The 15,573-nt window shown below is 61.0% G+C and carries 11 protein-coding genes; 10 read left to right on the forward strand and 1 reads right to left on the reverse strand.

Features of this window, described 5'->3' with window-relative positions; all coding sequences use genetic code 11:
* Nucleotides 1-231: 231 nt before the first annotated feature.
* From nrdI to PQG80_RS00105, 4 genes are all read left to right on the forward strand, one after another.
* Complete coding sequence (nrdI, locus tag PQG80_RS00090) at nt 232-591, forward strand: class Ib ribonucleoside-diphosphate reductase assembly flavoprotein NrdI (protein WP_271749074.1); 360 nt, start codon at nt 232-234, stop codon at nt 589-591.
* Nucleotides 578-2,662, forward strand: a complete 2,085-nt coding sequence (gene nrdE / locus PQG80_RS00095) for a class 1b ribonucleoside-diphosphate reductase subunit alpha (protein ID WP_271749075.1) — start codon at nt 578-580, stop codon at nt 2,660-2,662. Before nrdI ends, nrdE begins: the two co-directional genes overlap by 14 nt.
* Nucleotides 2,663-2,696: 34 nt before the next feature.
* Entirely contained in the window at nt 2,697-3,656 is a 960-nt protein-coding gene (nrdF, locus tag PQG80_RS00100; RefSeq protein WP_271749076.1) for a class 1b ribonucleoside-diphosphate reductase subunit beta, read from the forward strand.
* Nucleotides 3,657-3,966: 310 nt separating this feature from the next.
* On the forward strand, nt 3,967-4,590 hold the full coding sequence (locus tag PQG80_RS00105; RefSeq protein ID WP_271749077.1) for a hypothetical protein: 624 nt from the start codon (nt 3,967-3,969) through the stop codon (nt 4,588-4,590).
* A gap of 25 nt (nt 4,591-4,615) precedes the next feature.
* Here PQG80_RS00105 and PQG80_RS00110 read toward each other — a convergent pair whose 3' ends face one another.
* A complete protein-coding gene (locus tag PQG80_RS00110; RefSeq protein WP_271749078.1) occupies nt 4,616-5,485 on the reverse strand; it encodes an AraC family transcriptional regulator in 870 nt (289 codons plus the stop codon).
* Between the two features lie 127 nt (nt 5,486-5,612).
* Between PQG80_RS00110 and PQG80_RS00115 the strand changes: the two genes are divergently transcribed.
* From PQG80_RS00115 to pstA, 6 genes are all read left to right on the forward strand, one after another.
* Complete coding sequence (locus PQG80_RS00115; protein ID WP_271749079.1) at nt 5,613-8,279, forward strand: alpha-L-rhamnosidase; 2,667 nt, start codon at nt 5,613-5,615, stop codon at nt 8,277-8,279.
* A gap of 239 nt (nt 8,280-8,518) precedes the next feature.
* Nucleotides 8,519-10,963 (forward strand): beta-mannosidase, encoded by a 2,445-nt coding sequence (locus tag PQG80_RS00120; protein WP_271749080.1) that lies wholly within the window; start codon nt 8,519-8,521, stop codon nt 10,961-10,963.
* Between the two features lie 245 nt (nt 10,964-11,208).
* A complete protein-coding gene (locus PQG80_RS00125) occupies nt 11,209-12,636 on the forward strand; it encodes a stalk domain-containing protein (protein ID WP_271749081.1) in 1,428 nt (475 codons plus the stop codon).
* A gap of 32 nt (nt 12,637-12,668) precedes the next feature.
* Nucleotides 12,669-13,523 (forward strand): phosphate ABC transporter substrate-binding protein, encoded by an 855-nt coding sequence (locus PQG80_RS00130; protein ID WP_271749082.1) that lies wholly within the window; start codon nt 12,669-12,671, stop codon nt 13,521-13,523.
* Nucleotides 13,524-13,629: 106 nt separating this feature from the next.
* Entirely contained in the window at nt 13,630-14,592 is a 963-nt protein-coding gene (pstC, locus tag PQG80_RS00135) for a phosphate ABC transporter permease subunit PstC (protein WP_271749083.1), read from the forward strand.
* Nucleotides 14,589-15,554 carry a phosphate ABC transporter permease PstA gene (pstA, locus tag PQG80_RS00140; protein WP_271749084.1) on the forward strand — a complete coding sequence of 322 codons (966 nt, stop codon included), beginning with the start codon at nt 14,589-14,591 and terminating at the stop codon, nt 15,552-15,554. The genes pstC and pstA overlap by 4 nt, the downstream gene beginning before the upstream one ends.
* Nucleotides 15,555-15,573 lie beyond the last annotated feature (19 nt).

The raw sequence follows: 15,573 nt of genomic DNA on the forward strand, positions 1-15,573 counted from the left end.
ATCGGTTTAAACTTCGCTTCTGTTGGTTAATAGACGATAGCGGATTATGACGATAGGTTGACCCGGTTACCAGCGCCGGCGGAGCAAACAACAGGATACACGCCGATGTTTTCGAAGGCTGCAATGCAGCGAAAGCGAAAGCTTTTTCGTGATGCCCGGATAGCGGATTTCTATGTGTTTTTTCTTCTAATTTGTTACATATTTTCAAGTTATCAGGAGGAGGCTGCGGGCATGCTGATCGCATACGCATCGAAGACGGGGAACGTACGGAGGTTCATTAACAAGCTGGAACTGCCCGCGGTATCGATCGACGAGGCGGTCACGCTGGACGAGCCTTTCGTGCTCGTTACCTATACGACCGGCTTCGGCCAGGTGCCGGACAACGTGGTCTCCTTTCTGGAACGCAATGCGGATAAGATGATCGGCGTATCGGCCAGCGGCAACCGCAACTGGGGCGGCAGCTTCGCGAGAAGCGCGGACACGATCTCCGAGCGGTACGGCGTGCCGGTGCTTTACAAGTTCGAGCTGTCGGGAACGCAGCGCGACGTCGACAATTTCAAGCGGGAGGTGAGCGCAGTTGCGGCATATTGAATTGAACAACCTGCTGATGCAGCGCGATGCTGACGGATTTTTTCAATTGGACAAGGATCTTGAGGCCGTCGACGCGTTTATGGAAGAAGTGAGGCAGCGCAGCCTGTCGTTCACGGGGCATCTGTCCAAGGTTCAATATATGATCGAGAACGACTACTACGAGGACGTGTTCGCGAAGTACAAGGAGCACGAGGTCGAAGAAGTATACCGGATTGCTCACGGGTACGATTTTAAATTTCCTTCCTATATGGCGGCCTCCAAGTTCTATACCGACTATGCGGTGAAGAGCAACGACCGCAGCATCTACCTGGAGCATTATCCGGACCGCGTCGCGATCGTCGCCCTGCATCTGGGACGCGGCGACGTCAACGCCGCCCACCTGCTGGCGCAGGCGATGATGGAGCAGCGGGTGCAGCCGGCTACGCCGACCTTCCTCAACGCGGGCAAGAGCCGCCGCGGCGAGATGGTGTCCTGCTTCCTGCTCGAGATGGACGACGCGCTCAACTCGATCAACCACGTGCTGGGCACATGCATGCAGCTGTCCAAGATCGGCGGCGGCGTCGCCGTCAATCTGTCCAAGCTGCGCGGACGCGGCGAGAGCATCAAGGGCGTCGAAGGCGCGGCGAAGGGCATCATGCCCGTGCTTAAGCTGATGGAGGACGCGTTCTCCTACGCCGACCAGATGGGCCAACGCAAGGGTTCGGGCGCAGGCTACTACAACATTTTCGGCTGGGACGTCATGGAATTCCTCGACAGCAAGAAGATCAACGCCGACGAGAAGACGCGCCTCAAGACGCTGTCGATCGGGCTGATCGTGCCGTCGAAGTTCTACAAGCTTGCCGAGGAGAACAAGCCGCTGCACGTATTCGCGCCGTACACGGTGTTCAAGGCCTACGGCACGCACCTCGACGACATGGATCTCGACGAGATGTACGACACGCTGCTGGCGGACGACCGGGTGAAGAAAAAGGTCATCATGACCGCGCGCGACATGCTCGTCAAGATCGCGACGATACAGCTCGAATCCGGATACCCTTACATCATGAACCGCTCCAACGCGAACAAGAACCACGCGCTGAAGGATATCGGCAGCATCAAGATGTCGAACCTCTGCACGGAGATCTTCCAGCTGCAGGAGACGAGCGAGATCGGAGACTACGGCCAGCCCGACGTCATCCGCCGCGACATCAGCTGCAACTTGGCTTCGCTGAACATCGCGAACGTCATGGAGCACAAGAAAATCAAGGAATCGGTGCACGAAGGCGTCATGGCCCTGACGGCAGTCAGCGACATGACCACGGTCGCCAATGCGCCGGGCGTCGCCAAGGCGAACCGCGAGCTGCATTCCATCGGCCTCGGCGCGATGAACCTGCACGGCTATCTTGCCAAGAACAAGATCGCGTACGAGAGCGACGAGGCCAAGGATTTCGCCCGCACGTTCTTCATGAGCATCAACTTCCACTCGATCGAGAAAAGCATGGAAATCGCGAAGAAGACGGGCATCACGTTCGACGGCTTCGAGAAGTCCGAATATGCGAAGGGCGCGTACTTCGACCGCTATACCGAGACCGACTATGCGCCGCGCTCGGACAAGATCAAGGCGCTGTTCGAGGGCATCGCGATCCCGACGCAGCAGGACTGGGCGCAGCTGAAGGCCGACGTCATGAAGTACGGCCTGTACCATGCGTACCGCCTGGCCATCGCGCCGACGCAGAGCATCTCGTACGTGCAGAACGCGACGTCGAGCGTCATGCCGATCGTCGAGCAGATCGAGACCCGCACGTACGCGAACTCGACGACCTATTATCCGATGCCGTTCATGCGGCAGGACAACTTCTTCTACTACAAATCGGCCTACCAGATGGACCAGTTCAAGGTGCTGGATCTGATCGCCGAGATCCAGGCGCACGTGGACCAAGGCATCTCCACCGTGCTGCACGTCAACAGCAACGTGACGACGCGCGAGCTGGCGCGCTACTACATTTACGCCGACAAGCTGGGATTGAAGTCCCTCTACTATACGAGGACTAACCGTCTGACCGTAGAAGAATGCATCGCCTGCGCCGTCTAACGACGGCGCGGTCGAACCGAAGGAGATTACATTAATGGCTACGCACAAGGCGGTCAACTGGAACCGGCCCGACGACGACTTCTCCGCGATGTTCTGGAACCAGAACATCATGCAGTTCTGGACGGACGAGGAGATCCCGCTGTCCGACGACAAGATGTCGTGGATGGAGCTGAACGACGACGAGCGCGACTTGTACATGAAGGTGCTGGGCGGCCTCACGCTGCTCGATACCGTGCAGGGCGGCGTCGGCATGCCCAAGATTCTGGAGCATGTCGATGGCCTGCAGCGCAAGGCCGTACTCGGCTTCATGGCGATGATGGAGCAGATCCACGCCAAATCGTACTCCAGCATCTTCACGACGCTGGCGACGACCGAAGAGATCGACCAGGTGTTCGCTTGGGTCGAGCAGAATCGATTCCTGCAGACGAAGGCGGAGACGATCGCCCAGTACTACAACAACATCAACACGCCAAAGGACCTGTACCTGGCGATGGGCGCTTCGGTGCTGCTGGAGAGCTACCTGTTCTACAGCGGATTCTTCTACCCGCTCTATCTTGCCGGCCAAGGCAAGATGACGAGCAGCGGCGAGATCATCGACCTCATCCTGCGCGACGAGAGCATCCACGGCGTATACGTCGGTCTGCTGGCGCAGGAGATCTACGCAAAGCTGGACGAGGATGAGCAGACGGCCGCTTACGAGACGCTCAAGGGACTGCTTCGCTACCTGCACGACAATGAAGAAGGCTATACCGAGAGCCTGTACGGGACGCTCGGGCTGACGAGCGAAGTCAAGGCTTTCCTGCGATACAATGCCAACAAGGCCATGATGAACCTGGGTCTAGAGCCGCTGTTCGAGGACGAGGAGATCAACCCGATCGTCCAGAACGGCCTCAGCACGCGCACCAAGCAGCACGACTTCTTCTCGAAGAAGGGCAACGGCTACGTGCGTACGACCAACGTGCAGCAGCTGCGCGACGAGGATTTCGTATTCTAATCGTTTGATCGTTTCGTTTGGAGACAGCCATTATATAAATATAGATTATGCCCCGCAGCCGGTTAACCGGACGCGGGGTCTTTTATTTTAGTCGCGCCCCGATTTCCTCGGAAATAACGAACCGGATGACCGTTAGCTGCGAGAGTCGACGCTTCGTTGGAATTTGAACGAAATCGGTGTCTTATCCGGCCGAGTCCAGTCGGTACCAAGACCAAAGTCCATCCCGCGAACCGCACCTCCGCCAGATTCCTGCGCATCCGTGTTTTGTTAAGCTAACGTCATAGAGATTCAACGGCGGGGAGCGGGCGGCATGGAACACGGGAAGCGCACTAACGATCGGGAAAAAAGCATCTACATCTTACTGACCGATACGGGGACGTTGTTCACCACGATGATCAAACGGTTCACGGCTGCGCCCTACAATCATGCTTCGCTCGCATTCGGCGCTGACTTAAGCGAATTATACAGCTTCGGACGGAAGAAACCGACCAATCCCTTCGCGGGCGGATTCGTCGAGGAGGACGTGTACGCGGGCACCTACAGCCACTTCCCCAATACGCGCTGCGCGGTGCTCCGCCTGCGCGTCACGGAACGTCAGCTCGAGGAGGCGCGGCTTGTCGTAGAGTCCTTTAAAAGGGAGCGGGATCAGTATCGTTACAACCTCGTCGGATTGCTCGGCGTGCTGCTGAACCGCGATATGGGTTCGGACAAGGCATACTTCTGCTCGCAGTTCGTGGCGGAGGCGCTGAGCGAAGCGGGGCTGCGGCTGTGGGATCGGCCGTCATCGCTCGTGACGCCGGAACACTTCAGGAAGCACGAGGCCTTGGAGACGGTGTACGAAGGACTATTATTCGATTATCCGCTGCTCGAGCGCGGGCGGCTCGGCAGTAGGGTCGAGACGGAGGAGCCGGCGTTGGAATGGGCCGTATCGTAAAAACGACGGGCGGCGGTCAGGCGGATTACTCGGCACCCGTAGACCGGCGCCTCCTGTAGCCGCCTGGCGCGAGGCCGGCCACGCGCTTAAACAGCGCGGTAAAATGCGCGAGGTCCTGGTAGCCGACCGCAGCCGCCACGGCCGCGACCTTCATGTCCGTGTCCCGCAGCAGGCGGCAGGCTTCGTTGATTCGCACCGCCTGCAGGTAGTTAAGCGGCGTCATGCCGGTGTAACGGGCGAACAGACGCTGGAATTGCCGTTCGCCGACCCCCGCGCTCGCGGCCAGCGCCGCCGTGGAGATCGGCGAAGCATAGCCGGCATGGATCAGGCGGAGCGCCTCGTCCATGCCGGAAGGTAGTTTGGCTGAGGCCGGTTCGCGCTTCTCGGCGGCGAAGCGATGAAGCCGGATCAGCAGCTCCAGCAGCAGGACGTACAGGGCGGCCTCGCGGGCCGGCCGCCTCCCGCTGTATTCATGATGGAGGCGCTCGAACAGCCGCCCGCAGTCCCCGTCCGCGTCGCGATAATAGCGGATTTCCGGTTGTTCGAGCAGCGAAGTCAGCTCGCCGCAGCCCGGGATGCCCGCCAACAGCTCGCCGAACCGTTCGGTCCGGATCAGGCAATTGCGGACGATCAACGGACGGGACCTGGACGGCGAGACGGGCCTGAAGACGTGGGAGACGCCTAAGGGAATGACGACCAGATCCCCTTGGGATACGGATACCGGGGGCTGGTCCGTATGATGGACGCCGCTGCCTTCGGATACGTAACTGATCTCCAGAAAGTCGTGCCGATGCTCGTGCAGATCGTAATTTTCCACGGCTCGGTTGATATACAGCGGAAGATCTTCCTCGAAGAAATGTTCCCCGTACAAAAAGCGTATGTCGCGTCTTGCCATGCATGCCCGCCTCCCTGCAAACGGATGTCGGAAATCCCCCGATTAAATGTCGGAATCCCCGCGATGCAGTACCTGCTTTTCATTATAAGATGGAGGCGGTTGCAAGAAAAGCGAGAGGAGTCCGACAATGACGCTGACGATTAAAGAATTGACCTGCGAATATCGAAGCCGTCCGCTTGGCATCGATGCGCAGCGCCCGCGGCTGTCCTGGAAGCTGGGCAGCGAGAGGCGCGGGGCCGCGCAGACGGGATACCGGATTCAAGTGGCGGCAGGGGAAGCCGATTTCTCCGACCCGTTATGGGATACCGGCCGGGTGGAGAGCGACGCGTCCCTTTTGATCCCGTATGACGGGCCGTCGCTGCGTTCGCGTACGCGGTATCATTACCGGATCAAAGTGTGGGACCGCGAAGGGGCCGAATCGGATTGGAGCGAGACCGCATGGTGGGAGACGGCGGTGCTGTCGCCTGACGAATGGATCGCGTCGTGGATCGGGGCGGACCCTGCGGCGTGCGATCCGGACGATGCGCCGTCGCCGCTGCTTCGCAAGACGTTCGAGCTGACCGGCGGGATCGTGTCGGCGCGGCTGTACGCGACGGCTGCAGGCTTGTACGAGCTGTACCTGAACGGCGAGCGCGTAGGCGAGGATCTCATGACGCCCGGCTGGACGAGTTACGACAAGCGGCTGCAGTACCAGACCTACGACGTGACGGACGCGCTCGTTCAAGGGACCAACGCGATCGGGATCGCGCTGGGCAACGGCTGGTACAAAGGATTGCTCGTGAAGAAAAACAACCGGTACGGCAACCGGCGGGCCGCGCTGATGCAACTGCACGTCGTTCTGGCCGACGGCAGCGAGCGAGTCGTCGCCACCGATCCGTCCTGGAGAGCGTCGACGGGCGGCGTCCGCTTTTCGGAGATTTATCATGGAGAAACCTTCGATGCGCGGCTGGAACCCGCAGGATGGCATACCGCGGAATTCGACGATTCCAAGTGGCATGACGCGACTGCGGCCGATCCGGGTACGGGACGTCTCGTCGCGCAGGAGAACTGCCCCGTCCGCGTGACGGAGCGGGTGCTTCCCGTCGCGCATCTGCGGACGCCGTCCGGAGCGGCGGTGCTTGATTACGGGCAGAATCTGGTCGGCCGCGTACGGCTGCGGTTGAACGTGCCGGCGGGGACGACGCTCAGGCTGCGGCATGCCGAGATTTTGGACCGCGACGGCAACGTCTACTTCGGCAACCTGCGGGGGGCCAGACAGGAGCTGATCTATACGGCATCGGGCGAAGCGGACGAATCGTACGCCGCCGCGTTTTCGTTTTTCGGCTTCCGGTACGTGCAGGTGGAGGGTTATCCCGGTCAGGAGGAAGACGGGCTCCCCCTGGAGGCGTTCGAAGCCGAGGTCGTGCATACCGACATGCCCGAGACCGGCAGCTTCGAATGTTCGAGCGAGCTGATCAACCAGCTGAATCTTAACATCCGCTGGGGACAACGGGGCAACTTTCTCGACGTCCCGACCGATTGCCCGCAGCGGGACGAGCGGCTCGGATGGACGGGCGACGCGCAGGTGTTCGTGCGGACGGCGGCGTTCCATTACCAAGTAGGTCCCTTTTTCGCCAAGTGGCTGCATGACCTGGCGGCCGACCAGCTGCCCGACGGGGGCGTGCCGTTCGTCGTCCCGAACGTGCTTCAAGGCCACTCCTCGGCAGCGTGGGGCGACGCGGCGGTCATCTGTCCCTGGACGATCTATCAATGCTACGGGGACGTCCGCCTGCTCGAAGAGCAGTTCGACAGCATGAAGGCCTGGGTCGAATTTATTCGCGCGCAGGGCGACGACGAGTACCTGTGGAACACGGGCTTTCACTTCGGCGACTGGCTCGGTCTGGACGCCAAGGAGAACAGCTATATCGGCGCCACGCCGAAGGACTTCGTCGCGACCGCGTATTACGCGTATTCGGCGCGCCTGGTCCGCGACGCGGCCGTCGTGCTGGGCAAGGCGGAGGAGGTTCGCCGTTACGGAGAGCTGCACTACCGCATCGTAGCGGCATTCCGCCGCGAGTTCGTCACGCCGGGCGGCCGACTGGCTGCGCCGACGCAGACCGCGCACGCGCTCGCGCTCGTATTCGATCTGGTCGAAGGCGAGGTCAAGACGCGAGTCGCCCGGGAGCTGAACGAGCTGGTCGCGCAAAACGATTACCACCTGACGACGGGCTTCGTCGGCACGCCGTATCTGTGCTTCGCGTTGTCGGACAACGGGTATCACGAGACGGCGCTGAAGCTGCTCATGCAGGAGAGCTACCCGTCCTGGCTGTATCCGGTCAAGCAGGGCGCGACGACGATCTGGGAGCATTGGGACGGCGTGAAGCCGGACGGCTCGTTCTGGAGCGACGACATGAACTCGTTTAATCATTATGCCTACGGCGCGATCGGCGACTGGCTGTACCGCCGCGTAGCCGGCCTCGACATGGGCGACGCGCAGACGGCTTACCGCGACATTCGGATCGCGCCGCTGTTCGGCGGGTCGGAGCTGAGCCATGCGTCGGCTTCGCTGGATTCGCCGTACGGCAGGATCCATGCGGGTTGGCGCCGCGAAGCCGACGCGATCCGGTTGGACGTAGAGGTGCCGGCGGGTACGACCGCCACGGTCCGGCTGCCGGCGTCGAGCGTAGAAGAGATTATGACGGACGGTGCACCTGCGGCTTCGTCCGGCGACGTGAAAGTCCTTAGCGCTGTCGGCGGATTCATAGAGCTGCGCGTCGGCTCGGGCCGATACGCGTTCACATGTCCGGCATCGTGAGGCGGATGCCGCTGCCGCCGCGTCTCTCGAAGCATCGAAAGGCCGGCGAATAGAAAATAGAAGATACGCCCTCGCGCTGCATCGTAGCGGGGGCGTTTTTCGTTTCTCTTATTTGTAAACTAGCGATTGAATAATAATAGTCAAATAACAATAATAATTAGCCTAAACTTTTGGTGTCGAATGCGGTACAATAGGGCAAGATTGTACATACCGAACCTATTGGAGTAGGAGCTAACGACATGGCGAAGTTGTGGTTGAACGGAAGCTGGGACCTCACGAACGAGCGTACCGGCGTCCGCTATCCGGCGAACGTACCCGGATTCGTGCAGAAGGATCTGATGGAGCAAGGCGTGATTCCCAACGAATACGACACGCTGCTCGAGCCGAAGATCGAGTGGGTGGAATACGACGATTGGACCTATGAGCGAACGTTCGCCCTCGGCGAGGACGAGCTGTCCCGCGACGCGCTGGAGCTGGTGTTGGAGGGCGTCGATACATACGCGGAGATATCGCTGAACGGACAGCCGCTCGGTTCGACCGAAAATATGTTTATCGCTTACCGCTTCGATATCAAAGGCATCGCGAAGGCGGACAACACGCTGTCGGTCCGCATCGCCTCGCCGACGAAGACGCTTAAGGAGAAGGAAGCGGCGTTCGGCGAACCGCTGAACCTGTGGAACGGCATTCCGGCTCGGCTCTTCGGCCGCAAGGCGCAGTACGGCTATGGCTGGGACTGGGGCGCCAAGGTCGTTACGGTCGGCATCCACAAGCCGGTATCGGTCGAAGCGTACGACGTCGTTCGGACGGACGCGCTGAGCTATGCGATCACGCATCTGTCCTACCGGAAGGCGATCGTGAACGCCTCGTTCAAGGTCGCCTCGGCCGGCGGCGAGGCCGCAGAAGCCGCGTTCCGATATCGTCTGTTCGACGGCGATACCGTCGTGGCGGAGCGCACCGAGCGCGTGGAACTCGCGCCTGGCGTCGGCACGTACGAGGCGGCGCTCGAGATCGCGCGCCCGAAGCGATGGTACCCGCTCGGCCACGGGGAGCAGGCGCTGTACAGGCTGGAGGCATCGGTGATGGACGAGGGCGGCGAAGCCGTCGCGACGATGTCGCGCGCGGTCGGCCTGCGCGAGATCCGCCTGGATATGCCATACGACCAACAGGGGCGCAAGTTCATCATCCAGGTCAACGGCATTCCCGTGCTGTGCAAGGGCATCAACTGGATTCCGCTCAAGCTGTTCCCGAACCTCGATACCAAGGAAGAGTACGAGGTCGAGATCGAGCGCATCGCCGCCGCCAACATGAACATGATCCGCGTCTGGGGCGGCGGGACGTACGAGAACCACGAGTTCTTCGATGCCTGCGACCGTCTGGGCGTCATGGTCTGGCAGGACTTCATGTTCGCCTGCGGCGATTATCCGGACGACGACGCGTTCAGCGCGCTCGTGCGCAAGGAAGCGGACTACGTCATCTCCGAGTTCGGCAGCCATCCGAGCATCGTGCTGTGGTGCGGCAATAACGAGAACCAAGTCTTCGTCGAGCGCAGCCGCGCCCGCCGCTTGCACGGCTATGGCGAGAAGCTGTACTTCGAGGTGCTGCACGATGCCTGCGCATCCGATACGCTGCGCCCATACTGGCCGTCGAGCCCGTACTCGCTTACTTTCGACCATACCAAGCTCGAGGGCAACTACGGCGATCTGCACTCCTGGTACGTATGGGGTCAGACCCATCCGTACGAGGAATACCGCGAGGTGAACGGCCGCTTCTTGTCCGAGTTCGGCATGCAGTCCTATCCGTCGAACTATCTGCTGAATCTCGTCGATCCGAGCTGCACGCTGCGCGATCCGAAGCTGGACGCGATGCAGAAGGCGCCGAACGGCATCCAGCGTCTGTTCTACTACACCGTCGGAGACTACAGGCTGCCCGCGTCGAAGGACGAATTCGTTTACGCCAACCAACTCCTGCAGGCCAACGCGCTCCGGTTCGGCGTCGAGCACTGGGTATCGCGGATGCCGGATACGTCCGGCGCGCTCATCTGGCAGTGGAGCGACCTGTGGCCGTCCATCAGCTGGGCGCTCGTCGACTATGCCAAGGTGCACAAGCCTTCTTATTTCTATATGAAACGCAGCTTTCAGTCGCCGAACGCGTATGCCAAGATCGCGCCGGGCGTGGACGAGGCCGAGCTGTACCTGATTCACGATCAAGGCAGCTTCGAGGGGCGCATCGTCGTCGAGTTCTATGATCTCGCCACCGACTCCGTCGCGCAATCCGTCGTCCAAGAAGCGCGGGGCGTAGGACATCGCTCTACGCGCATCGGCACGTTTTCCGTCGCGGGCTTCGATCCCGCGCAGACGATCGTATGCGTGAATCTGTATCAAGGCGAAGCCCTGCTGTCCGCGAGCACCTACTTGCTCGGCAAGCCGTATCGGCTGGCGCTGAAGCCGGCGCAGATCGCGCTGACCCAGGAGTCGCTGCCCGGCGGAGATACCCGGTTTACCTTGACCGCAGACGTATTCGCCAAGGACGTGGGGCTCGCCGACTTGCCGGGAACGCTCTCGGACAACTACTTCGACCTGCGCGCGGGCGAGACGAGAGAGATTATCCTGAAGGGCGGCGTGCCGCACGGACTAGTGCCGCGTACGATCTGCCTGAATCAAGTGAGGACGCTCGATTACGTATAATTGGAACCGTTCCGGGTCCGCAAGACCCGGACAGCCCCGGGACCATCCCGGTTATGCCCTCTAGCGGGGGGCGTAACCGGGATTTTTTGTATGTTTTCATGACCTCGGTCCTGATCGAACGCCCGAAACAACAACGCAAGGAAAAATTTACAATACCAAAATATAGGCCCGCATCCCGGTTTACAATACCTGCCTATAATGAAAAACAGATCAATCAAAAGAAGGGTGACTGGGCGCACATGGTGATGAAGAAAGCATTCGCGGCAACGATTCTGGCAGCGGCACTGGGAACGGCGGCGGCAGGAACGGCAGGCGCAGCTCAAGCGGGCGCGGCTGTAGTCAAGCCGACGGTTAAGCCGGCAGCGGCAAAGGCCGAAGCGCTGCAGGTTAAGCAATCCGTCTTCGTCGTGAACTACGCGGAGGCGCCGGTACGCACGGTGCTGTCGAATGGGGAGACGCTGGTCTCCGTGCGCGACTTGAGCGCGGCGCTGGGCGCCAAGCTGTCGGTGCTGAACGGCTATACGACCGTAACGCTGGACGCGCATTCTTTTGCTTTTAAGGCGGGGGCCAAGCAGGTATCGGTCGATGGAACGGTCGCCAGCTTGAATCAGGCCGTCAAGAGCATCAACGGCACGGCTTACGTAGCGGTCAAGCCTCTGGTGCAAGCGCTCGGCGGCACGATGGCGCTCAAGGACGGCAAGCTCGCGGTCAACACGATCAAGCTGCTCTCCGGCGCGGCGTACGCGCGCTTCGCGAACGCCGGACAAGCGGTCGTATCCGTCGAGAGCGACGTCAAGCGGACCGACTACCTCGTCGACGTGGCGACGGGCAGGTCGCTCGAACTGCTCGCCAGCGAAGGCAGCTCCGACCTGATCGTTGCGCCTGGCGGCGCCAAGGCTGCTTATACGGACGCGGACGGCGCCGTATACGTCATCGACCTGGCGAGCAGGCAGACGAAGCAGGTGAGCGCCGACACGACGATCAAGACGGAGCTCGTATGGTCCGCGGACGGCAGCGCGATCTACTTCCTCCAAGGCGACAAGGGTTCCGTGATCGCCAAGCTGGACATCGCCGCGGGCACGATCTCGAAGATCGCGGAGGATAAGGTCGATTATAAATCCGCGTTGTCCGTATCCCCGGACGGCAAGAAGTTCACGTACCTGGTCACGACGCCGCCGAAGGCGACGGCCGATTCCGCGGACCTGGACAAGGATACCGTCGATATCGACGCGAGCGGCGAACAAGTGCAAGTGAACCTGTACGACGCATCGGCCGAAAAACCGGCGGCGGTCGCGCTGACTTCGGCGAAGGACGACAAGCTGTTCGTGGTGTCCCCGGACGGCGGGACGGTCTACTACGTAAGCGTGGCTGACGAAAATGCGAGCGCCGCGGTCGTATCGGTCGACAAGGACAAGAAGACCGCTACGCTGTTCGCCGAAGGCGACGTGGAGGAGCTCGTCCTGTCCGGCGGCAAGCTGTACGTCCTGACTGCCGTGAACGACGACGCATCCGCGATCTATGAAGTCGATCCTGCCACGGCATCCAAGAAGCTGCTGTACACCGTGCCCGCGTCCGCGTCCGGCCTTGCCGTGAACGGATCGCAGATCGTCATCGCCCTGGAAGACGGCCTATACGTGAACGCGAGCGGCGCCTGGAAGCCCGTTACCCGCTAATTTCCCCATAATGAGAGGAGCACTTCATCCCTATGAAAAAATGGTTCAAGCCCGCCGCGCTGATCGCGCTCGCGGTCTCCCTGACGGCCGGCGGCGCATCCGCGGCCTCCGCAGCCAGCTCGCTTAAAGGCAAGATCGTCATCAACGGCTCCTCGGCGCTGCTGCCGCTGACGCTGCAAGCGAAGAGCGAATTCCAGAAGCTGAACCCGAAGGTCAAGATCTCGGCTTCGGCGGTCAGCTCCATCGCGGGTCCTCAATCGGTCCGCAAAGGCATCGCCGACATCGGCGCGGTAGACTGGGACGCGTCCGTCGACGTGCCCGGCTTCAAGAAGTTCGACGGCCAAGTCGCCAACCCGGTCGCCGTCACCGTATTCACGGCGGTCGTCAACAAGAACGTCGGCGTAACCAATCTGACGACCAAGCAGCTGCAAGACATTTTCTCCGGTAAAGTGACCAACTGGAAGGATGTCGGCGGTTCCGACGCCAATATCGTCGTCGTGAACCGGAAGTTCGGCTCCGGCACGCGCGTCAACTTCCAGATGAAGGCGCTCGAAGGCAAAGACTTCATGACCAAGGGCGACAACTACAAGGAAACGGGCTCGAGCGGAGACATGAAGACCGCGATCGAGACGACGCCTAACGCCATCGGCTACATCGACCTGCCGTACGTCACCGACAAAATGAAGGCTCTGTCGATCAACGGCGCTGCGCCGACGGAGAAAAACGTGCTGAACGGAACGTACAAAGTATGGGGCATCGGCTACTTCATGACGAAGGGCAAGCCGACGGGCGCGACCAAAGCTTTCATCGAGTACATTCAGAGCGCCAAGTTCCAGAACGGCTCGCTGAAGAAGCTGAAGTTCATCCCGCTGTCCGCCGTCAAGTAATCCGAAGCGGCATCGATCGTAGTACGCCATCAAGCCGGCTGCAGCGTCACAGCGCTTAAGGCCGGCTTTTTCTTTATGCTGTCACCTGGGAGAGGAGATTGGTCCTATGCTTGAGATGAACGCGCAGAGCCGCGTCATCGCGCCGGCGGAGCTGGGCAACAGCTTGCGCCAGGCCGGCGGCGATCGGCTTGACCGCAGATCCCGGCTGAAATTTTTCAACTCGACGTTTAAGGTAATCTGCGTTTCCGCGGCCGTCTTCGTTTGCCTGGTTCTGTTCGGCATTTTGTTCCTGATGTTCAGGACGGGTATCATGACGTTCGAAACGGTCTCTTTCAAAGAGTTTTTCTTCTCCGCCAACTGGGACCCGGAGAACGGGCACTTCGGCGCGCTGCTCTTCATATTCGGCACATTCGCCCTGACCGGGCTTACGCTTGTTCTTGCCGTCCCGATCGCCGTACTGATCGCCGTATTCCTGGCGGAGATCACCCCTGTCTGGCTGCGCGGGGCGCTGCGTCCCGTCATGGACCTGCTCGTCGGCATCCCGTCCGTGGTCTACGGCTATCTGGGATTGACGATTCTGATCCCGATGCTCCGCGAGCTGACGGGGCGCGATCTGGCGGACGGCCTGCTCGCCGCCGCGATCGTGCTGGCGATCATGGTTCTGCCGACGATCGCGCGGATCAGCGACGACGCGATCTCGGCCGTTCCGAAGAAATACAGGGACGCCTCGTACGCGCTTGGCTCGACGCGCTTCCAGACGATCTTCGGCGTCGTGCTGCCCGCGGCGCGCAGCGGCATCGTCTACGCCATCATCCTCGGCATGGCGCGCGCCATCGGTGAGACGATGGCCGTCGTCATGGTCATCGGCAACACGCCGCAGCTCGCCGACAGCCTGTTCACGCCGACCGCGGTGCTCACGAGCAACATCGTCATGCAGATCACGAGCGTCGAGTTCGATTCGACCTGGAATTACGCGCTGTACTTAATGGGCTTCCTGCTGCTCGCGATCTCGCTGCTCCTGATCGTCGCGGTCCGGCTGCTGCAGAAGAAGGGAGCGAAGGCCTCATGAGCGATTCTTCCGACAAGGGCTCGCCTCTGACGCCGGCGCCTGGCTCCGGGTCAGGCGCCCGCTCATCGCCCGTCACCGCCCGCGGCCGCAACGCGTTCGCCAGAACGACCGGCGCCGCGGCGAGAAACGACCGGCTGTTCAATGTCTTCGTCTGGGCCGTCGGCATTATCGTGATCCTGTTTATACTCGGGCTGCTGTTCATGCTGCTGCGCAAGGGACTGCCGCAGCTCAGCTGGGATTTCCTGGTCGGACTGCCCAGCGAGATAGAAGAAGGCGGGGGAATCGGGCCCGCGCTGTTCAACTCGTTTTATATCCTGTTCCTGTCGCTCGCGATCTCGATCCCGCTCGGCATGGCCGCAGGCATCTATCTGGCGGAGTTCGCGCCGGACAATCGGTTCATCGGCTTTATCCGCATCTGCGTCGAAGGGCTGTCGTCGGTTCCGTCAATCATCTTCGGCCTGTTCGGAATCTCGCTGTTCGTCGATATTTTCCATCTCGACCTGACGATACTCGGCGGCGCGGTCAGCCTGGCCTTCCTGAACCTGCCGATGCTGACGCGCGTGACCGAGGAGTCGCTGCGGTCGGTGCCGACGGAGCTCAAGAGCGCCTCGTTCGCGCTCGGCTCGACGCATCTGCAGACGATCCGCACCGTTCTGATTCCGGTCGCCATGAACGGCATCGTCACGGGCATCTGCCTGACCGCGGGACGCGCATTCGGCGAGAGCGCCGTCATCATCCTGACCGCGGGGGTCACGACCTCCGGCGAGCTCTGGGACTTCAACCTGCTGTCGCCCGGCGAGACGCTCGCCGTGCATTTGTGGTACGTCCAGTCCGAAGCCATCGTGCCGGACGCGGGCGATATCGCGCAGAAAGCGACGGCGGTGCTGATCATGATCGTGCTCGCGATCAATCTCGTATTCCGCCTGCCGCTCTGGATGAAGGCTCGGAAATTAAAAGGCTAGCACCGGTATCGGCGGACGA

Source organism: Cohnella rhizoplanae, from assembly GCF_948329515.1.
Classification (GTDB): Bacteria; Bacillota; Bacilli; order Paenibacillales; family Paenibacillaceae; genus Cohnella; species Cohnella rhizoplanae.